At 39.3% G+C, this 21369-nt stretch carries 17 protein-coding genes; 4 read left to right on the top strand and 13 right to left on the bottom strand.

Annotation, left to right across the window (positions count from 1 at the left end; translation table 11 throughout):
* Positions 1-596 precede the first annotated feature (596 nt).
* Positions 597-3374 (bottom strand): outer membrane beta-barrel protein, encoded by a 2778-nt coding sequence (locus FL972_RS07110; RefSeq protein WP_250161309.1) that lies wholly within the window; start codon positions 3372-3374, stop codon positions 597-599.
* 304 nt (positions 3375-3678) lie between these two features.
* Here FL972_RS07110 and FL972_RS07105 point away from each other — a divergent pair, with 304 nt between their 5' ends.
* Positions 3679-3936, top strand: coding sequence for a hypothetical protein (locus tag FL972_RS07105; protein WP_144604354.1), 258 nt, complete (start codon positions 3679-3681; stop codon positions 3934-3936).
* Positions 3933-4706, top strand: coding sequence for an XRE family transcriptional regulator (locus FL972_RS07100; RefSeq protein WP_144604353.1), 774 nt, complete (start codon positions 3933-3935; stop codon positions 4704-4706). Before FL972_RS07105 ends, FL972_RS07100 begins: the two co-directional genes overlap by 4 nt.
* Here FL972_RS07100 and FL972_RS07095 read toward each other — a convergent pair whose 3' ends face one another.
* Positions 4707-5468, bottom strand: coding sequence for a hypothetical protein (locus FL972_RS07095; RefSeq protein ID WP_144604352.1), 762 nt, complete (start codon positions 5466-5468; stop codon positions 4707-4709).
* 72 nt (positions 5469-5540) lie between these two features.
* Here FL972_RS07095 and FL972_RS07090 point away from each other — a divergent pair, with 72 nt between their 5' ends.
* The gene (locus FL972_RS07090; RefSeq protein WP_144604351.1) at positions 5541-6152 is read left to right on the top strand and encodes a 2OG-Fe(II) oxygenase; all 612 of its coding nucleotides are present in this window, start codon (positions 5541-5543) and stop codon (positions 6150-6152) included.
* On the opposite strand, the gene FL972_RS07085 is transcribed toward FL972_RS07090, so the two are convergent.
* Both FL972_RS07085 and FL972_RS07080 read right to left on the bottom strand, forming a co-directional pair.
* Positions 6149-6580 carry a DUF2141 domain-containing protein gene (locus tag FL972_RS07085; protein WP_144604350.1) on the bottom strand — a complete coding sequence of 144 codons (432 nt, stop codon included), beginning with the start codon at positions 6578-6580 and terminating at the stop codon, positions 6149-6151. The genes FL972_RS07090 and FL972_RS07085 overlap by 4 nt on opposite strands.
* Entirely contained in the window at positions 6577-7647 is a 1071-nt protein-coding gene (locus FL972_RS07080) for an AMP-binding protein (RefSeq protein ID WP_144604349.1), read from the bottom strand. The genes FL972_RS07085 and FL972_RS07080 overlap by 4 nt, the downstream gene beginning before the upstream one ends.
* A 105-nt stretch (positions 7648-7752) precedes the next feature.
* On the opposite strand from FL972_RS07080, the gene FL972_RS07075 reads away from it, so the two are divergent.
* A complete protein-coding gene (locus FL972_RS07075; RefSeq protein WP_144604348.1) occupies positions 7753-8586 on the top strand; it encodes a 1,4-dihydroxy-2-naphthoyl-CoA synthase in 834 nt (277 codons plus the stop codon).
* Positions 8587-9186: 600 nt separating this feature from the next.
* On the opposite strand, the gene FL972_RS07070 is transcribed toward FL972_RS07075, so the two are convergent.
* From FL972_RS07070 to FL972_RS07030, 9 genes are all read right to left on the bottom strand, one after another.
* Positions 9187-10614: a sulfatase family protein gene (locus tag FL972_RS07070; protein ID WP_144604347.1), complete on the bottom strand. Its 1428-nt coding sequence runs from the start codon at positions 10612-10614 to the stop codon at positions 9187-9189.
* Positions 10611-11954, bottom strand: coding sequence for a vanadium-dependent haloperoxidase (locus FL972_RS07065; RefSeq protein ID WP_144604346.1), 1344 nt, complete (start codon positions 11952-11954; stop codon positions 10611-10613). Before FL972_RS07065 ends, FL972_RS07070 begins: the two co-directional genes overlap by 4 nt.
* Positions 11944-15246, bottom strand: a complete 3303-nt coding sequence (locus tag FL972_RS07060; protein WP_250161308.1) for a VCBS repeat-containing protein — start codon at positions 15244-15246, stop codon at positions 11944-11946. Before FL972_RS07060 ends, FL972_RS07065 begins: the two co-directional genes overlap by 11 nt.
* 11 nt (positions 15247-15257) lie before the next feature.
* Positions 15258-16505 carry an ROK family transcriptional regulator gene (locus FL972_RS07055; RefSeq protein WP_144604345.1) on the bottom strand — a complete coding sequence of 416 codons (1248 nt, stop codon included), beginning with the start codon at positions 16503-16505 and terminating at the stop codon, positions 15258-15260.
* Positions 16506-16881: 376 nt separating this feature from the next.
* On the bottom strand, positions 16882-17052 hold the full coding sequence (locus tag FL972_RS07050) for a Lacal_2735 family protein (protein ID WP_139217514.1): 171 nt from the start codon (positions 17050-17052) through the stop codon (positions 16882-16884).
* A 42-nt stretch (positions 17053-17094) separates the two neighbouring features.
* Positions 17095-18678 (bottom strand): toxin-antitoxin system YwqK family antitoxin, encoded by a 1584-nt coding sequence (locus FL972_RS07045; protein WP_144604344.1) that lies wholly within the window; start codon positions 18676-18678, stop codon positions 17095-17097.
* Positions 18679-18780: 102 nt separating this feature from the next.
* On the bottom strand, positions 18781-19332 hold the full coding sequence (locus FL972_RS07040) for a hypothetical protein (protein ID WP_144604343.1): 552 nt from the start codon (positions 19330-19332) through the stop codon (positions 18781-18783).
* Complete coding sequence (locus FL972_RS07035; RefSeq protein ID WP_144604342.1) at positions 19332-20330, bottom strand: 3-oxoacyl-ACP synthase III family protein; 999 nt, start codon at positions 20328-20330, stop codon at positions 19332-19334. The genes FL972_RS07040 and FL972_RS07035 overlap by 1 nt, the downstream gene beginning before the upstream one ends.
* A gap of 322 nt (positions 20331-20652) precedes the next feature.
* Positions 20653-21351: an SOS response-associated peptidase gene (locus FL972_RS07030; RefSeq protein ID WP_144604341.1), complete on the bottom strand. Its 699-nt coding sequence runs from the start codon at positions 21349-21351 to the stop codon at positions 20653-20655.
* Positions 21352-21369 lie beyond the last annotated feature (18 nt).

Below are 21369 nucleotides of genomic sequence, written 5' to 3'. Positions count from 1 at the left end.
CTAAGAAATTATATTCAATGGTGCTCATGAATCTCCCTTCGGTCGATTTGAAAGCAATTCACAGCAGAATAATTGTTGTTGAATCGAAAATTCTACTTAAGATCAATAAAATTGAGCTTAATCTATAGACCTATCTCACATACGTTTGAAGGACGTAAAACAAAGATAATTTCCCCTAAGCAGCCCCTAATTCGTAAACCCTAAAAATGAGTTTCTCTGAATTTCAGATTTTTGAATTGTTTTCTAAGAAATACTCCCTCCTTCAGAGCTTTTGGAAGTAGTAGACCCTTCGTCTCGCGTCACTGGTAAATTAAAAAAAAATCAAAAGGGAGCTAATCTCTTAAATCTTTTCTGGGACTAGATGAACTCTGAACCATGAACGATTGAGCTTAAGGCAAATCCCCCTTACCCCCTTTAACTCAACATTCCTCCTAAATTGAGTTTACACTTCAAAGGGGGATTTGACCCGTATCTCGCCGAAGGTATATCTTCCTCGACGGAGGAGAGGATATCTCGCCAAGCGGTATCTAAATGTAATATTTCGCCGAAGGTGTGTTTCTATTTATTTCAACTGTATTTCTATCAAATTTTGACATTTACCTACCGCCCCTTACTCGGCCTCCGTCGTCGCCGGTATTGATCATCTCGTTATAATCATCCATGTCCATGCCTTTGCTAAATCTTCGGATATTATAACTGAAAGTCAGCATAACATAGCGTTGCAAGACATTGGATTGTACATCTTCAATAAAGGTCTCGGAGATATTTCTGCGAATGTTGTTGTTCTGCCGGAATAGGTCATAGACATTCAAGCTGATTTCTCCTCGCTGATTATTGAAGATCTTCTTGCCCAAACTCATATTAACCAAAGTGAAATTGGTGTCAAAGCCTTCGGAAAGGCCAGAATTCACTTGATGGGTCAAATCCAGTCTATACACAAAACCTTCCCAAATGATCCAGTTGAAATTGATTCTTCCCCGCTGATTGAAAAACTTGTTATTCAAATTCGGATTGAGTGTATTTTCTACATCATTGAAAGAAAATCTTGTCCAGATGTTAAAGTCAATCTGATCGCTGATATTACTGCTGATGGAGAATCCAGTGCTGAGTCTTCTGGAATTATTAAAACCGTTTTGCTGATTGACTAATGTGGGCCTTTTGGTGTAAGCCGCCCCGAAATTCATATTGAAATTGGACTTGATAAATCCTGCAGGAATACCATAACTCAACCAAGATCTAAAATCCCAATAACCATCTAAGTTTACCGGTCTAAACAACTGACTGCCCTGTTCCAAGATGATTCCATTTTCAATTTCGGTTGCTTCTTGTGCAATAAAGGAACTGTTGCTGATTGTGTTTTTTACAAAAGAGGACTGGGCAAAAAGAAACCAGTTTCTATCTGTTTCAGGATTGTTGCTTCTGAATCTAACTCTCAATCGGTTACTGTAGGATTGATCCAAATCCGGGTTTCCTACATACAATTGCAATGGATTGGAGTTGTCGACTACAGGTTGCAATTGCCTTAAGTTTGGCTCATTGGTTCTGGTATCGTAATCGAACTCGATATTTGTGTTATCAGAAAATTTATAATCAATTCTGACACTTGGCTGGAAACTTTGGAAAGTCCGCTGCAATTCAAAAGTCAAAGGAAACCCCTGGCTATTGTCCAGTTTGGCATTTTGATATTGTCCTTCCACTTGAAATCTCAAGCCATCTTTTGAATATTGATAGCCTAACTCTACTTCCTGAGTTAAGAACTTGCTTTCAAAAGTATTACTCAAAGCAGTATCCAATCTTAATTCAGGATCACCTGGAGTTTCATCGATCACATCAAAAATCAACTGGTCTGAATCATTAATTCGGTTTCCGATTTCATATTCCAATTCAAATTGGCTTCTTTCACTCACTGCTTCTGTGAAGGAAATTCCTGTCTCCCAGGAAAGCCCAGTTCGGTCTCTGTTTATCTGCTGATTGATGGTTTCAGTTCGGAAAGTAGGGGAGAAAAACTGGTTTTCAGCCAGTCGGTTGGCCCTATCCTCATTGGCATTATTTCCCAATCTAGCTCTAACAGTCATGGTTCTTCCGGGCTTATCAAATTTGTGACTGTAGAAAAAGCGATTGAATAGATCGTAATCCTTGTTTTTTGCTGTTCGAGTATTCTCTACTGAGTTGATCAAATCCACTCCATTGGTCGTTTCCCCAAAGAAATCTGAGTTTTCTGTTTCGAACCTTGCCGAAAATCTAGGGATATATAAGATCCTGTTCTTCTCATCAATATTATATTCGAAGCGCATATCAAATTGATGCTGGTTGTTCAATCTGGTATCATTGCTTACTTCATCATAAAATTGATCCGTTTCATTATTTGTGATAAACTCACGGAAGCGTATTTCCTGCCCGATATTTTCTCTGCTGCTGAATACATAGCTTCCCGAGACCTTTATTTTTTTACCCCAAAGATCTGAATAGTTTAAGCCAGCCAAATTTGTATTAATGATCCCATTTTGAGGCCTCGCATTGTCCTGAGCATTAGGGTCGGAGGAGTAATCAGTCAGGTTAATATTATTGGAAAGTCCTGTAAAAGTAATGCGCTGATCCTCGTTGAAAGCATTGATACTTGCTCCCACTACATAGCGATCATCGCTTCCATAGCCTGCTGAAGTACGTCCAAATTGCCCCTTTCTTCTATTAGGCTTAGTGATGATGTTGATCGTTTTAAGCCTTTCACCATCATCGAAACCACTCAATCTGGCTTTTTCGCTTAGCTGATCAAAAATCTCAATGCTTTGAATTACCTCTGCAGGCAAATTTTGTAAGGCTGTTCGTACATCAGTTCCGAAAAATGGCTTTCCATCCACCAATATCTGCCCAATATTTTCACCTTGAGCCTGCAAAGCTCCGTCAGCGGAAGTTACTCCCGGTAATTTTTCAATCAGTGTCTGAGCGCTGGCATCCCGCATAGTCTTAAAGGCATCAGCATTATATAGGGTCGTATCTGACTTTTGCTGACTGGTAGATCTTCTTGCAGAGATGGTAACCTCCTCCAAAGCAGTTGCCTCTTCTTGGATTGAAATGACACCGAGGTCAATATTTCGTGCAACTTGAAGACTTCTAAACAGGTTTTGATAGCCTAAATATTGAACTTTCAATAGGTATTCCCCCTCGCGGACATCGTCGATTTCAAAATTTCCATCTAAATCTGAAATCATTCCATCCACCTGGGTGGAATCGTTTACACGGAGAAGTAAGATGGTTGCATTGGGGATTGCTGTTTTGGAGCCTGATTCCTGAACTCGCCCTTTGATAGAGTAGGTTTGGGCAATTAATGTGGTAGTTGCAAAAAAGAATAGCAGGATACTAAATTTCACTCTCATGGGTAGGTTTACTGTAATTCGCTGGTTTGAAGCGAAGATTGGTTTTAGTTTTCAATACAAAGGAAAGTCCTGTCAGAACTAATTGTTTGAACTTTTCGCTGAGCGGTCATATGGGAAAATGAAAGCATACCGATCGTGTAAAAAATTAGTCTTTATCATGTTATAAGTGCCTGATAATTTTATGATTTAGCTTCCTTTTTTGTAAAAAATGACAATGCCTGTCAGAAATTTATGTAAATTTTATAAACCTGTTGATGTTTATAAAAGTAACATTTTATATTAGTACTCGTAAAACAGGTCAATCATGGAAAAGCTAGAAAAAATCAACATCACCACTAAAAATTTGGCATCAGGGAATTGTCAGGTAAAGTTTGTTGTCGAAGATGATCAGGATTCAAGGTACGGGTATCTTTTGATGACAGAGCCGAAGCCGGTAGGTGAGATCATTTTGGAAATTCAGCGAAAGTTGGAAAATAGAAGAATGGCTGAGCGGAATATCAATCCCTTATTCCCAGTTGCTCCAGCGCAGGAAGATCCTAACTTTTATTTATTTTCAGCATGAGTTTTTTAGCATCCAACCTCCGGTTTTTGAGAAAGCAAAAAGGCATTACCCAAAGTGATCTAGCCGATCAGTTGGACGTGCAAAGGACTATGATTTCTGCATACGAGGATGGGCGTTCAGAGCCCAAACTTGCTGCCCTTCAAAAGATCTGTGAATTATTGGAAGTTGGGATGGATGAGTTGATCAATCATGATATTGAAAAGCTTGGAAGAAAAGCTATTCAAAAGCGAGATCTGAACATTTTGACTATCGCGGTAGACGATCAAGATAGAGAGAATATCATGCTAGTGGGTCAAAAGGCATCTGCCGGCTACTTGAATGGTTTTGCAGATCAGGAATACATGGAGAAGTTGCCGCAATTTCATCTTCCAAATTTATCAAGCAATGCAACTTACAGAGCCTTTGAGTTGGCGGGAGATTCCATGCTTCCACTGATACCTGGCACAATCGTAATTGGTGCCTATGTGGATCATCTCAGTTCTATCAAAAGTGGTAGAACTTATGTGCTCGTTACCCAAACAGAGGGGGTGGTTTACAAGAGAGTTTTTAACTATTTATCCGAAAATGGAAAGCTCTTTTTGGTATCGGATAATGAACATTATAAGCCCTTCGAGGTAAAAGGTGAAGATGTACTGGAGGCATGGGAAGCCAAGGCCTTTATCAGTACTGATTTCCCAAATCCGGGAGATAAGAAAAAGCCTTTAAGTTTGGATGATTTGGGCGAGATGATTAAAGATATTCAATTGGATTTGAAAAAGCTGAAAGGTTAATTATTCATCTATCAAGCTCTGAAATCCTTCCTGGATTTTCCCCACTGCATCAAAAGCTGGATCTATGTTGACTACTCCTTTGCCCAATTCATGCCAATAGCCATCACCGCAATCAATGTAATGACCTCTCTTGGTACCTGGCGATTCCTTAGCCATATCATAATGATAATCCGGAGTAAAAACCAATTTCATCAATTGAATGGCGTATTCCCAATTGATGGTTCTGCTTTTACCATTTTGCTCAAAAATCACCTTTCTATTGGAAAAATGAACCGATACGGAGCAATCAACAGTTTTTTCAGTGTTGACTATTCTATAATGAACCTGAAGAGGAGCTTCTTTTTTGGTGGTTTCATAAATGGCTTGAATCAGATCCTGAGCCATTAATTGCCATTCTTCCTGATTGGCAGGAGTTTTATAATCCTTTACTTTACCTGATTCTGTTAAACCAATTCTAATTCCTCCTTCATCCAGAGATTTGCCTGTCCATCTAGAAGTGGAGATCAGTTCCTGAAGAGATTTGACCCAAACCTGATCAATAGGGCCATCATATTGATAATCATCGTTGAGGGTAAAGCCTTCATCTAAGATTTCTTCTTCCGAAAGCTCCTCTCTATCAGTGTAATGTAATTGAAGTTGAGCTTGAAGTTCCTTGCCCGACCAGTCCAAAGTCATGTGAAATACATGGGCATAGGGAGGTGGGGTGATTCCTGAATCATATTCGAAAACTAATCCTGTAACGTTTGATTTTGGGGAACTCATAGCTTGAAGTTTGTGCAAAAGTATATTTTTTCCACTGATAAAGCAGTTATTTTGCAAGCAAATAGCTGATTGATGGAAGATGTATTGGAAAAGATAGCAGAGGAGATTTATACCAAGTCCTATGTCGTCATAGATAATTTCGTGGATGAGATCTTTAGAAAAGCCCTTTTTGATGAACAAACTGATTTACTCGAAAAAGGAAAGTTTCGAAAAGCTGCAGTGGGATCAGGTGATAAAAAGCAAGTGATACCTGAAATCAGAAGTGACGAGGTGCTTTGGATGGATGAAGAAAACCTCAGCCCACTTCAACAAGAATATTGGAATCGTGTGGAAGAAATCAAGACTATTTTGAACAGGAGATGTTTTCTAGGATTGAAGTCATTTGAGGGCCATTTTGCGAGGTATCCTATAGGTTCTTTTTACAAGCGTCATCTGGATCAATTCCAACAAGTTCCTTATCGGGAGGTCACAGTTATCCTTTATGTAAATGACCAATGGACTGAGGCGGATGAAGGGGCTTTGCGCATGTATCTTCCCAATCCCGATGGTACAGAGCGAATAGAAGATTATTTGCCAATGCCAGGTAGGTTGGTGGTTTTTTTAAGTGCTGAAATCCCACATGAAGTCTTGCCTACAAAAAAGGAAAGAAATAGTATTACAGGCTGGCTAAAGACTATAACCTAACGGAGATTTATGTTGATTTCTCTGACTTGATTAGCTTTCAGTTCAAAACTGCATTTTTCAAATGATGGTGGAGTAAAAATTACTCGCGGGTTATTAGAAAATCCATATTTCTCGGAAGGATAGCCAAATGGATTTTTGTTTAACTCACCATTTTCGTCCTCATCATGGAAAGTTGAAATGGAGTATTTCCCTGGTTTTAGGTCTAAAATGGCAATTTTTGATTCCTGATTTTTTATAGGTAGTGAGATGGACTTTAACGCTTTTTTTCTATTGTCAGGAAATCCACTTTCCTGATCAAAAATCAATATTCTTACCATGCCTTGGTTTGATCTGCAATTCGAGACCGTCAAGGATATACTTGCTAAATCTTGGTTGAAATTTGGTCCTTGAAATAAGAAATGAAAAACTATCAATAGGATTTGTATCATTCAAGCAGGCTTTTTCTGGCTAATTTGCCATTTGCAGTCTCAGGAAATTTGAGTAGGCAAATAATCTCCTTTGGCCTTTCAAAACGGGATAAAACAAGTTCAAGTTGCTTTTTTAAATTTTCTGCCTGATCCGCTTCAATTTCTTTCCTTTCCAGAAACAGAATTACTTTTTGTCCCAAGGATTCATCCTTCTTTGAACTGATAAGGAAACGCGTATCCGGAAAAATCGCTTGAATTGAATCCTCGATTTTATTTTCAATTTGTTCAGGGTGAATCTTTACACCTCCAGAATTGATCACAAAGTCCAACCTGCCTTTCCAAATAAATTGATTAGGAGAAAGCAACTCAATTTGGTCGTTTGTTTGGATATTTTGAGGCCCGCTCATTGGGGATTTTATCCAAAGTGCATCATTTGAATCTGTTCCGATTTCTACACCCGGCAAGGTGCTGTAAATTAATTCTGGCTGGTCAGTTATTCGAGCTAATGCAACATGTGAAACAGTTTCTGTCATACCGATGGTTTGCCAAGCAGCAATTCCATGTTTGACTATTTTAGATTTTAATTTTTGGGAAAGAGGAGCTCCACCTATAATTACTTGTTTGATTTTCTGCAATTTTTCTAAGCTCTCAGGCTTCTCTATACTATTTTCCACCTGTAGTGGCACCATTGCTACAAATTCAGGTAATTCATCCAAATTGATTTCACCCAGTGGATCTGAACTTGCAGCTACAATTTGGATGGGAGCATCCCAAACCATTGCTCTAACAAGCATCATTTTTCCCGCGATGTAGGCAGGATTTAGGCAGCAAAGTAGTTTGGTGTCTTTACCTACCTTGAAAAATCCCTGAGTTGCCTTAGCACTGGCTTCCATTTGAAACTTTTCTAGTAAAATGGTCTTAGGCACACCTGTCGAACCCGAGGTTTGTTGAATAAATTTTGCATCTCCAATTTTCCAAGCCTGGCAAAAAGCCAATGCCTCTTTTAAAAAATCAGGAAAGTCTGATTGGATCTGAGTAAAATCTTCAGGTTTTTGAAAAGTGAGGTGATGATATTTTAATTGAAACATAATGTTTTAACTCTTGTAAGCAGACTTCGGGTTCGAAAGATCAACAAATTCCGTGGAAGGCTGTTATCTTGCAAAAAAATCTGATTTTTAACCAAAACGGAAATCATGGAGTGGATTACTGCCAAAGAATACGAAGATATCACCTACAAGAAGTGTAATGGGGTTGCTAGAATAGCATTTAATAGACCTGAAGTTAGAAATGCCTTCAGGCCCAAAACGACAGCCGAACTTTATGATGCTTTTTATGATGCTCAGGAAGATACCTCTATCGGTGTGGTTTTGTTGAGCGGAGAAGGACCTTCCTCCAAAGATGGAAAATGGGCCTTTTGTTCAGGAGGGGACCAAAAAGCTCGAGGTCATCAAGGGTATGTGGGGGATGATGGATATCACCGTTTGAATATTCTGGAAGTGCAACGCTTGATTCGTTTTATGCCAAAGGTAGTGATTGCAGTCGTTCCGGGCTGGGCTGTAGGAGGAGGACATAGTTTACACGTGGTTTGTGATTTGACCTTGGCTAGTAAGGAAAATGCAATTTTTAAGCAAACTGATGCAGATGTAACCAGCTTCGATGGAGGTTATGGTTCAGCTTATTTGGCTAAAATGGTGGGTCAAAAAAAGGCGAGAGAAATATTTTTTCTAGGTAGAAATTATTCTGCCCAAGAAGCTTATGAAATGGGGATGGTAAATGCAGTTATACCTCACGAAGAGCTAGAGGAAACAGCTTACCAATGGGCACAGGAAATTTTAGAAAAGTCTCCAACTTCCATTAAGATGCTCAAGTTTGCCATGAATCTGACTGATGACGGGATGGTGGGTCAACAGGTATTTGCCGGTGAAGCTACCCGTTTGGCATATATGACAGAAGAAGCGAAAGAGGGTAGGAATGCCTTTTTGGAGAAAAGAAAGCCGAATTTCAAGGATATTAAGTGGATTCCGTAAGGTGAGTATCTGGTTAATCGAGTAACTGATCAATTAAAGAAATTGGTATTGAAAGAATATGCTAAAGTTATTAGTTAATGAGTTATTAGGGCCTCATGTAAATCGTAATTCGTAAAACGAAATTTTCAAGACTCAATCAAATCGCACCGCTGGTGCTCTGGGATTTTTTATCAATCTGAACTTCTACAATCATAGCGCGCCTGTGGCGCTGTCAAGAGCAATTATTGGAGCCTCAGAGAGGCAATATGATTGTAGATTAAAACGAACATTTTGAGATAAAGAGCTTCGGAGAAGCGATTTGAAATCAAGTAGTTCTCTGTGTTTCTCTGTGGTATAAAAAATTCTCCCGCAAAGAGGGGAAGAGGCAAGGTTCAGTAGGCAGTTTTGGAAAAGCTGAAATTAGAAGTCAGAAGGCTGAAAACAGAGAAGAATGAAAGAAATCTGTGTTGATCTGTGTATTTATCGTGCTAATCAGCGGGAAAAAGAAGCCGGCGGCAGTAAGCATAAGCATTTCTGCTCTTTTATTGTAGATTGATTGTTGAAGGTTATTAGTTATTGAGTTATTAAGGCCCCTCGTAAATCGTAATTCATAAACCAAAATTATTCAGGGATTTCAAGCTTCCCATGTTTTCTCATACCGCTACCTTCAGAACCGGTTAGTGCATCGCCCATATCTTTTCTGGCTTCTTCAGCATAGACTTGTAGCTTAGCCAGAACTTCCGGGTTAGCTTCAGAGATATCCTTACTTTCAGCAGGATCTGTTTCCAGATTATAAAGTTCGGCTTTTTCCAAATTAACATGCGTGTATTGAACTGGGATTCCATCATTTCTCAAGATGGTTCCTTCTGGCAGAGTTCTATAGCGGTGCGGAAAAACAAGCTTCCATTTTCCATAAATCACTGCCTGCAACTCATTTCGGTTATAGTAGGCAAAATAAGGCTTGTCCTCTTGCTGTTCTCCCTGAATCATGGACCATATATTCCTTCCATCAACAGGAAGCTCAGGTAATTCGGTACCGGTTATTGCTGCAATAGTTGGTAAAATATCCACAGTCATGGCAGCCTGACTTTGTACTGTTCCCGGTTTAATTTTTCCAGGCCAGGTGAAAATAGCCGGAACTCTGATTCCGCCTTCCCAGGAAGTGCCTTTACCCTCTCTTAATCCACCCGTCAATCCTGCATGTGCTCCATAAGAAAGCCATGGACCATTGTCTGAAGTAAATATGATTAAGGTATTTTCTTCTAGGTCCAACTCTTTTAACTTTTTACGGATTTCGCCGACTGACCAATCAATTTCCATAATCACATCACCATACATTCCCTGAGAAGACTTCCCTTTGAATTTTTCAGATACAAAAAGGGGAACATGCGGCATAGAATGAGCTAAGTAAAGGAAGAATGGCTGATCTTGATTTTTCTCGATAAATTCTAACGCTTTATCGGTATACCGGGTAGTTAGCAAACTTTGATCATCCAAAACTTCAAGGGTTGAGTCACCTTGAATCAATGGTAAAGGTGGATAATAGTCTTTAGCCTCAGGATGATGAGGCCACATATCATTAGAATAAGGCAATCCAAAATAGCTATCAAAGCCTTGTTTGCCCGGTAAAAAGGGTGCTAGATGGCCTAAGTGCCATTTGCCCACCATGCCTGTTGTATAGCCTTGCTCTTTGAGTAACTCAGCTATCGTAGTTTCGTCCGGATTCAATCCATGGCTAGCTGTATGATCCAAAGCGCCGAAGATTTCAAGGCGATTGGCGTATGTTCCTGTCAATAAAGCAGCTCTTGAAGCAGAGCAAACTGCATGAGGTACATAAAACTGGGTGAACTTGCTGCCATCTTCAGCCAATTGGTCCAGATGAGGAGTTTGCCATTCACTTGCTCCATAGCTTCCCAAATCGCCGTAGCCCAGATCATCTGCAAAAATTAAGACGATATTTGGTTTTTGTATTGGCTCTTTAACCTCTTCTTTTTGATAGGAAGAACAGAGTAAACATGAGAATAATAGAAGTGCTAGGGTCGATTTCAAGGCTGTTCTTTTTTACTTATAAAAACTTCAGTGTTACTTATTTTTTTCCAGATGCTTTGTCCAATTTTTTCTCCCTGAGCCACTCCTTCTTCAATCGCATCTCTAAAATGAATTCCTCCGTAAAGGCGGGAAATCGCCGCTTCTTCGGATGCTTGTAAAAAGGACTGAAACTGTCTTTCAGGTAAGCCGAAGTAAGTCTCAGATGTATCTAGAAAGTCAAAATCATGCCCAAAATACCCTGTAAGAATTACAGCTGAGGCTCGAGAGATTACTGAGTGACCAGAGGTGTATTCAGGAAAAGGAGGGGTTTGAAGCAATGGCTTCCACCTTTGATCCAATTCTCTGTTTATGACTGTTTCAGGACGGATTCTGTCTGTTTCATATTTTGCTTTCCAACATGAAATAAAGGCATCATGCAAAGTCATTCCAACCAAAGCATGAATGTAAGCAGTTTCTGCAAAGCTTAATTGTTGTTTTTCTGCCGCAATTCCTGTGATTCCCATCCAGTGCCCACCTGGAGAGATTTTTTTTACTCCCATCGCCATATGTCCGGAAAATTCTACCATAAATGGGTTGCAATCCCAAAAATTGGCTATGAGTTTTTGTTCCTCATTCAAGCTTTTGACGGTTTGATAAACCTCCATCAGTTGGTTACGAAAGGAACTGCCTTCCTTCAAATCATAAGTTGCCATAGGCCTTGGAGAAAACTGGTTCAAATCCTGAATGTAAAAAGTTTTAATAGTTCTCCATTCAGGTTCAACAGCACCCATATAAGCCGGTGGAGTAGGGTACCAGTTGCCAGCGCCTTCTTTGGGACTGTATCGAGTTAGTGTGGGGAGTTCAAGGTAACCATCTGCTTTGGCCTGGGTTAGAACCGAATTCGCAACAGTTTTAGCAAAATTGATGTGCGCCTCCAGTTCTTTCTTTTTGAAAAGCTTGTTCTTTAGAGCAAAAGCCACCCATTTCTCTTGCTTTTCTTTCATAAGATAACCTGAAGGCATAATACTTTCACCTACCAAAAGCATGGCATAAATTGCTGAAAACTCGGGTGAACTGACTGGATTTCTTTCTACTTCGAGACTATTTAGCCGAGATGGTCCAAGCAAGTCCGGGTTTTTGAATTCCTTTCCCTGCTCTCTAATAGCCAAATAGGTGGCTAGGGTGGAATAGGCGTAGATCCTAGCGGCTACCGGAGGACTTGCTACGTCCGTGACCATCACTTCAGTTAGATGAAATAGCTTCTCTTTATAGGTCTTTGGCCAATTCAAGGATTGCGCATTTACTTGATTCAAGCGAATTGTTAATAGAAGAATAACCAGGTAAAGGGCTTTATTTCTCATGGTATTGATAAAGTTCTAAAGCTTGTCCATGAATCCCAAAAAGCAAGAAGTTTTTTCCTGCTACTTCAATCGGTAAAACTGATTTGATATCACCTTTGATAGCTAAACCTGATTCAAATGGGTAAGCAGTTTGGAAATTTCCCTTCCCATCACCTTTAAGCACTAATCCAAGCCCTGCATCTATGTTCCCTATCCGGATCCTGGTTTGTCTTTGATTTCCTCCTAATAACAAATCAATATGTCCGTCTTGATCAAAATCCCCGGTTTGAATTTGAAAAATGGGGAAAGCCTGAGCCAAACTTGGGAGCTTTTTGGCAATGAAACCAGTTCCTGTGTTTTCAAATACAAATGAACTTAGACTGTTGGCTTCTAAAATTTGGGAGGCATCCAAGTCTTTCTGCGAAAATAAATCTTGCAACTTAGCATCAGCATAACTTTCATAATTAGTGAATTTGCTCCTCATGGAGACCATTTGATCCAGTAATTCATCCCGGCTTGCAAACGGATAAGCCTCTTCACCAATGTAGCATTCCAAAATAGGATCTATGGATCCATTTTGATCAAAGTCGGAAGCGTAGAGCCGAAGTTTTTTTTCTTCGCTGACCTTAAATTGGGAGTTGTTTCCAAAATTCCCGGCGATGATATCCAAATCCCCATCACCATCTACATCTGAAGCATGAAGGGCGGTCCACCATCCTGATCTATTATCCTTAAAGTATTGATCTGTTTGATTGCTAAAGGTTTTTCCTTGCTGATTAATCAAAACGGTGATAGGCATAAATTCCCCAGCAATCACTAAGTCAGGAAACCCATCTTCATTAAGATCTAGGTTAAGGCTGGTATGAATCAAACCCAATTTTCCGTTTTGAGGTAAAAATTGATCAGTTTGATCTGAAAATACCCCCGATCCATCATTTATTAGGATTTTGCTCAATGGAGTCTCCGGGTATCTTCCCGGAATCACTTTTCCTCCTATAAATAGATCTAAGGCTCCATCTTGATTAATATCTAATGCTTGGGCTGTACCAGTTGATAGGGTATAGGCTGGAAAGTTTTTCTGAAGGCTTAATTTACCTGTTCCATCATTAAGATAAAGTCTGTCTTGGAGAGCCTCGTCACTACTCAGGTAATCATGATACCCTCCACTTCCAATAAATAAATCCAACCAACCATCAGCATTGAAATCCTCAAAAATGGCAACTGCATCGGTGTATTCATCGGAGGATCTAAATCCTGAATAAACGGACCAGTTGCTTCCATCAAAGCTGAAAATCATTCCAGACTGACCTTTGGTGCCTCCAATAAAAATTTCAGGAATTCCATCCTGGTTTACATCTCCTTTTGCTAAGACTGGGCTGATGGCTCCTGGCATTACAGTCATCAAAGGCTGTCTTTTAAAATCATTAAATCCTATAGATTTAGGCTTAAAATCCGGTAGCTTCTCTACTTGGGTGAAAATAGTTTGTGTAGCGAGAGCTTTTGGAGTGGAGATAATAGCATTGCTGTGGCTCAAGGTATTCAGGCTATTGATTTTAAGGTCGTAGACGGTTTCAGCTTTTCCATCGGGCCATGAGATCAAGGCTGAATCAATACTTGTGTATTCTCCTAATCCAAAATGAATTCTATATGTACTGCTAGACTGAAATCCACGGACTACCTGAAGTTCTTGTATTTGCTGACCACCTTTATTGTACACTTTAATTTCGGAGCCTAGCCCGAAAGGATTTAATTCTGGTCCTTGAAGCTGGAATTGAATCCAGTTTCCTTTCTTTCCTGTATTTTCAAAAATGTCTGCCGTTGTATTCAGATTACTGACGATTAGATCTAAATCTCCATCATTGTCCAAATCCGAATAAGCTGCTCCGCTGGAAAATCCTTTTTCATCAAATCCCCACTCTTTTGATCTGTTTTTGAAATTCAGGTCACCTAAATTTTGAAAGAAGTAATTGGAGATAGGAGTGGAGCTCATAGAAGTCACCAAGTGCAGAGTGTCTGCCTTTTGGTTTGCTACAGCTTGTTTGAAATAATAGTCTCCTTTGTATTTTAAAAAGTCCCGATTGGTGTAATCTCTGAAATATCCATTGGTAACCATCAAGTCTTTGAAGCCATTGTTGGTTGCATCAAAAAACAAGGCTGACCAAGACCAGTCGGTATTAGAAATTTCTGCTAATTGACCTACTTCTGAAAAATTCCCATTGCCCAAATTAAGTTGGAGCATATTTCTCATATTTTGATGATAAAAGCCTTTTTTGATCATCAATGCATATTGCTCGTAATTCTCCGGACCGTAAAGAAGCTTTTGCCTTCGGTTATCTTCCGGTAGCATATCTAAGGTGTAAATATCTTTCAGCCCATCATTATTGATATCCGCTATATCAGCTCCCATGGAAAAGTGCGAAATATGCTGAAAGAAGGAAGCCAGTTCGTCCTTGAAGGTGCCATCCTTTTGATTGATATAAAGGTAGTCTGGCTCTATATAATCATTAGTGACTAGAATGTCTGTCCATCCATCCCCATTTATATCAGAGGCAATGACTGCTAATCCAAAGCCTAAGGCCGAGCCTTTGATGCCAGCTGACTGACTGATGTCTATGAACTTACCATTATCATTTCTATACAGCTTGTCGCCCGCAGTAGGATGTCTAATTTGCTTGACCTCATCAAACTCCAATTCATTGATGACTTGGATATGATGATTAAGTAGATAAAGGTCCAAATCACCGTCTCTATCGAAATCGAAAAACAATGCCTGAGTGGAATTGGAGGGGTCCGCTATACCAAATTGCTCTGCTTTTTCTTCGAATTTAAATCCACCCTGATTGATCCAAAGTTCATTTTTGCGGCTTTGTTCATCTCCTTTCCCTGAATAAGAGATATAAATATCCAGCAAACCATCAGCATTGACATCTGCCATACTCACTCCCGTAGCCCAGGCTTTTTTCCCACCTATTCCAGCCGATTTGGTTAAATCTTCAAATTTAAGACCTCCCAGATTTTTGTATAGCCTATTGGAAACCATATTTCCGGTGAAGAAAATATCGTCTAACCCATCATTGTCCAAGTCGCCTATAGCTACTCCGCCGCCATTGTAGAAATACTCATATCGGAGTATATTATTGTATTGATCCTCGGTCAGTTGGTTTTTAAAATTGACCTTGGATTTGCTGGCCTTGAGAAGTTGAAATTTTGCCTCGAAATTTTCCTGAGCAATTACTGAAAAAGAGAAGAAGCAAATCCCCATAAGCATCCAAAATAGGATTTTAGTAAATGCCTTTGTATTACTGGTGCTCATGGGTACACTAATTATCCTAACCTGCTAATAACATCTTCAAAAAGCTGTTCATTGACCACGGCTACTCCTCCCATTAATCCCACATCCTGTCCCAATTGATAGAGAGCCAATTGTGATTTTTCTCTGGATTTGGCCATGCTGTAGATATTAAGCGCTTGTTGAATTGGCGTGATCAAATATTGATTGGCCTCTGCCACTGATCCTCCAATGATGATCAATTCTGGGTTGAGCAACTGGATTAGCATGGATATTCCTCTTCCCAAATCCAATCCTGCCTCGGATAGAATAGTGATGGCCCGTTGATCTCCAGCCAATGCAGCTTCTACCACGATTCCCGGCTCCAACTCTCCTTCATGGTCTCTAACCATCCTTGCTAGAATACTATCTTTATCCAATTTGATTGCTTCTTCTGCCATTTTCACAATGGCTGTTCCTGAAGCAACCGCTTCCAAGCAACCTTTCTTTCCGCAAATACAGGTGATATCCCTTGATTCAAATATTGGTGAGTGGGAAAATTCCCCTGCAAAACCAGAAGCACCTCTATAGATTTTACCATCTATAATGATTCCTAAACCGATTCCCCAACCCACGAAGAGTCCTAGTACATTTTTGTGAGAGTGATCGGAACCGAATTTAAATTCAGCAAGCGTCATCGCTCTGGCATCATTCTCCATAAAAATCTTTTTCCGGAATCTGGATTCAAAGTTTTCTAACAATGATTTTTTGCCAAAGCGGAAATAAGTGTAATTGATGCCACCAATAGAATCCACTAGGCCTGGCATAGAAATTCCGATAGCAATGATTTTATCTGATTCTATCCCCGTTTTGGCTAGATAATGGTCTATGATATCACAGATTTTATCGAAAGTTTCCTTTTCATTATCCAACACGATCTTGTGGCTTTCTTTGGCTACTGCTAAGGTATGATTGCAGGAATACAGCCCAAGGTTCATATTAAACTTTGAAAGATCTACAGAAAGGACATAGAAAGCGTCTTCCGCTAATCTGTACAGATCAGGCTTTCTTCCTCCTTGAGATTCCGCTCGACCATGCTTGATGACTTCTCCAGAACTCATCAAGTCTGTGAGTAGAGAATTGACCGTAGGAAGTGAGATCCCTACCTCATTGCAAATTTCACTGGCTGTATTCGCTCCTTTGAGGTATAGGTTCTTAATGATCTTTATCTTATTGAGATAACTCTTGATTTCGACTACTCCCTCCATCTTTTCGATGAGGGAATTTGGATTTATAAGGTTCATAGATTCAAGTTGTACCTGAAATAAGGGAATTTTTAGGTTTCAAAAAATACTTTTTTAAAAAAATTAGAAAATGATTCAAATTTTAACGCTTCAAAATCAATTTATTTTTAATTGATTAATATTTGACAAAAAGATTTAGAAAGATTCCCTGCTTTGGGTTAGCTCCCTTGAACTGGAATAAAAAAAGATGAGGCTGCCTTTGAACAAAGACAGCCTCAAAAAGAATTATTAAGTATGCGTCCGTAGCTCAATCACCCTTAAAATAAACTAATCTAGTTGAAAAAATGCTCTATCGGACTAGCCTAAATAATCAATCCAATCTACACATAAATACTTGAAATACAAATAAATGCATTATAAATATTTGAATATGCGTTTAATTTTTTGTGAGGTTTTCGATTTTTTTCGCTATTTCCTCTGCCTCAGCCATTAATTTGTCTGCAGCGGTCCTATTCGAGTGTGAGATCTTGTGAGCTTCTTCCAGTTTCTTTTTGTACAAATCCTGAAGTTTTTCAGCTTCTGATTTTTTCTTGAATAATCCAAACATATCTAGTCTTTAGGGGTAGAACACGTGAGGATTTAAAAGGTTTTAAAACCGAATGAATGAAGCTGATGGATCTTGAGTTCGATTGTCTCCTTCTACGATTTCATCATTTTTGTAATTAATCAAATCTTCCAGCCTTCCTGCGGAATTATAATATCTCCAAGGACCTTCTCTTTTACCATCTTTCATTGCGCCTTCTGAAGCCTTTCTGCCATTCTCATGAAAGAAAATCCATCTACCGTCAGCCTTACCCTCTTTATAAGCTCCCTCAGATTCTTTTTTGCCATTTACATAGTAGGTAATTCTAGTCCCGTCTCCATCCTTTAATGTTCCTTTATCATAGGATTTAGAACCATCATAGGATTTGTATTCCGAAACATTCCACAAACGGCCCTCTTTCCAAAATTCCTCTTGGGTCAATTGCTTATTGTCATAAAATAATCCCCATATACCATCCTCAAAACCCAGCTTGTAAGAACCAACTGTCTTCAATTGTCCGCCATCATAATAATAAACCCATTGCCCGTTTTCCATTCCCAAATCGTACTCACCCTCGGCTATCAATACGCTGATTTTGTTGAAGTATTTCCAAAGACCTGTTTTGACATCATTTCTATATTCTCCAATAGAAAACAAAACTCCATCAGGAAAATAACTTTTCCATACACCGGTTTTCATTCCGTTGGCATATTGGCCTTGAACAGATACTTTTCCATCCTCGTAGAATTCTTCGTATTTACCTACTGGAACTCCCAGCTCATAGGTTTTTCGCTTAGCAACATTTTTATTTGGGTAATATTCTTCCCATGTTCCTATGGCAATACCGTTTTCATAAGTCTCAATTCTTGCAAGCCGCTTATTGAGATAATAGTATTTCCAGGTTCCAACTCTATTACCATTTTCATCGTAGAATTCTTCCGCTTCAATAGTTTTAGTATCAGGAAAATATCTCACCCATGGGCCTATTTTTTTACCCTTTTTATAATCTCCTGTTTCCAGTACATAATTATAAGAGGAGAAAGCAGTGTATTTGCCATTGAACTTGCCATCCGAATAGGTGGCTTCTACCAATAGTTTTCCATCTACGTCATACTCAAAAAATGGCCCGTCTAAAACTCCATTTTTATAAAACTCTCTTCTTAAAACCTCACTTGAAGGATAATAATAAATCCATTGTCCTGATTTTTGCCCTTTTTCATATTGACCCTCTGTGAAAATTGCTTTCGGATCCACAAAATCCGGTTGACCTGTACTACCATAGTACTCTACATATTTTCCAACCAGCAAGCTATCTTGAAAAATCAACTTTCGTTTGAGAAACCCATCATTATCATAAACTTCTGCAGGACCAAACAGAACTCCGTTTTTATACTCTGCTTCCAACATTTTTTTTCCATTGGGAAAAAACGAAATCCAAACGCCTTCACGTTGATCATTTTCAAATTTCCCCCTAGTTAGAAGGGTATTATTTTTTGGATTATAATAATTCCATAAACCCTGTTTTTTACCCTGCTTTATCACTCCTGTGGCCATGATGCTGGAATCCGGACTGAAAATTTTTACTAATTCGGTTTCTTGGGCAAAAAGTGAAGAATTTATAAAAAGAAAGAGGATGATTAGATATCTCATAAATTATTTGTCATAATCTGGCTTGAGCCAAATATCGGGGAGAACTAATTTGAATGATTCTTAGTATTCTACGAACAAATAGAATTCCTGTTTAAAAATAACCTATTTCTGCTTCTTTGCCAGAAATGCTTCAAGGGAGTTTAGAACTTTTCTTATTGCCTCTGACCATTCTTTTTGATTTTGACTGAGCATAGGAGAGACAGGTAGCCTTTTAAACCATTGAATATAGTTAAGGTTTTCGTTTTTCGAAAACTCCTCTAGTAACAGTTCAGAATAATCCCAAGGGCTGCTTGTCCAAGATCTCTGAAAATCAAGCTCTTTTAGATTCCAGTCTTTATGGGAAAATTTTCCACACAGAACAAAAAGATATACGCCCTTTCCAAACCAGTTGAGCAATCGGATATTTAGACCTTCGTCCAAATTGAAATCCCGAAATATATCCAAAACCTGATAAGGCAGACCCATTAGGTCTTGACCTTGGGCTAATTTTTTTCCTTTGACTTTGCTGTGGTATAGACTGAGATGACTTTTAGGGAATTCATCTCCTACAGCTCCAAATACTTCCCAAAACTGATATTTCAACTGATTCTGTCTTCGGATCAACTGTTCATCTGCCCAAAGATTCAAATCCAGTTTATCTGATTTTTTATCCATTACCAATGTAGCAGAGCGGAAGCCCAAGTAAAGCCTGAACCAAATGCTGCCAAACAAATCAAGTCGCCCTCTTTGATTCTTCCTTGTTCCCATGCTTCGCTTAAAGCAATTGGTATAGTTGCAGCTGTAGTATTGCCCATGTGCATGATATTGTTGAAAACTTTCTCATCCGGCATTTCCAATTTTTGCTGAATGTATTGGCTGATTCTCAAGTTGGCCTGATGAGGCACTAAGAGGTCAATGGCTGATTTGTCCAATTGATTGTGACTCAAGGCCTCTTGAATTACTTCCATAAAACGCACAACAGCATGTTTGAATACAGCATTTCCGTTCATTCTAAGATAAGTGCTGCCAGACTCCAACATTTCAGGGGAGAGTCTAACTTCTCTACTGCTTCCAGGATCTTTACAATAGAGCTCCTCTGCATACTTACCTTCTGAATGCAAATGGGTTGAGAGAATTCCAGGTTGATCAGATTCAACGGCTCCTAAAACTACTGCACCGGCACCATCTGCAAAAATGACTGAACTTGACCTTCCTTCATCACTTTTATCCAAAGCAGAAGATTGGATTTCTGCGCCTACTACCAGAACCTTTTTGTACATGCCGGTTTTTATAAACTGATCGGCGATGGAAAGTGCATAAATAAATCCTGAACAGGCATTTCTAATATCTAGCGCTCCGATTTCTCTAAAGTTGAGTTCTCGTTGAAGCAACACGCCATTTCCTGGAATAAAATAGTCGGGAGTTATTGTAGCAAAAACGATAAAATCTATTTCCTCGGCAGTTACATTTGCTCTTTCAAGCGCCTTAATCGTTGCAGCTTTGGACATGGAGGTGATGGTGTCCACCCCTGGGGTAAACCAGTGTCTGCTGTGAATTCCCGTTCTTTCAACAATCCACTGATTGTTGGTGTCCATCATACCTGCAAGATCTTCGTTGGTTACAACACGCTCAGGTACAAAATGGCCTACACCTAATATTCTGGATTTTTTCATCTGTTTATAATTTGTTTTTCAGTGGTCAGATGGAATGCCCTACCCCGATTTATCGGGGCATCTCCCTCCCGATCCGCCGCGGCGGACGGGACAAGTTGTGTGAGATTTATTCTCATGGGCATTTCATATGATTATTCTTTTTTTTCAATCGCCATGCCGACCTGCCAAATGGCAGAATGGATCTCGTATGAAGAATAATCACGCCTGTAGAGGTTATTTTGGGTCATACTCGATTATGGCAAATTTGGGTCAATACTTGAAAAGGAGGCCTAAATATCGTGACTTAGGCACTTACAACAAAAACCATCAAAGCCTCATTTGTTTACCCGAAAAGAGTATAATTCCCAAATTGATCCATAGGAGAAGTTCTTTTGATGATAGCCGGACTATCATTCTTCACTGAATTAACCATTGGGGAAACAGTAAAGCTGAGCATTTTTTCAGCCTGATATGGCTTCAGCATAGAAAGAAGCTCTTTTTCTTCGGTATAAGAGTCCAGCCATTTCTTTTCATCTTCCCGATTTAAAATGACAGGCATTCTGTCATGCACTTCAGAAACCAATTCATTGGGAGAGGTTGTCAAAATCAAAAAAGTATGGTGATTTTCTCCATTGATATTTTCATACTCTTCCCAAATTCCAGCAAACGCAAATAACTCATCATCCCTCATTGTAAACCGATAGGGAATTTTGGTTTTCTTTCCCAATTGTTTCCATTCATAGAAGCCGTCAGCAGGAACCAGACATCTCCTTTGTTTAAACGAGGTTTTAAAAGAAACTTTCTCATGCACTGATTCTGCTTTTGCATTGATCAGTTTTTGAGCGACTGGTTTATTTCTTCCAAATTCAGGTGTGATTCCCCAATAGAAAAATGAAAATCCCTTTGGACTTTGGGAAGTAATTACTGGCAAAAGCTGAGTTGGGGCAATATTATACCTAGGGTTGAAATCAGGAAGCATTTCTGCCTGAAACCTTTCTTCCAATTCAATTTTGCTTTTGCTTAGAGAATATCTACCACACATGATTTGTCATAATTTGCT

This window comes from Algoriphagus algorifonticola, assembly GCF_007655305.1.
GTDB classification, from domain to species: Bacteria; Bacteroidota; Bacteroidia; order Cytophagales; family Cyclobacteriaceae; genus Algoriphagus; species Algoriphagus algorifonticola.
Note: the sequence above shows the minus strand (reverse complement) of the source record. Positions and strands in the feature narration are given on the sequence as shown.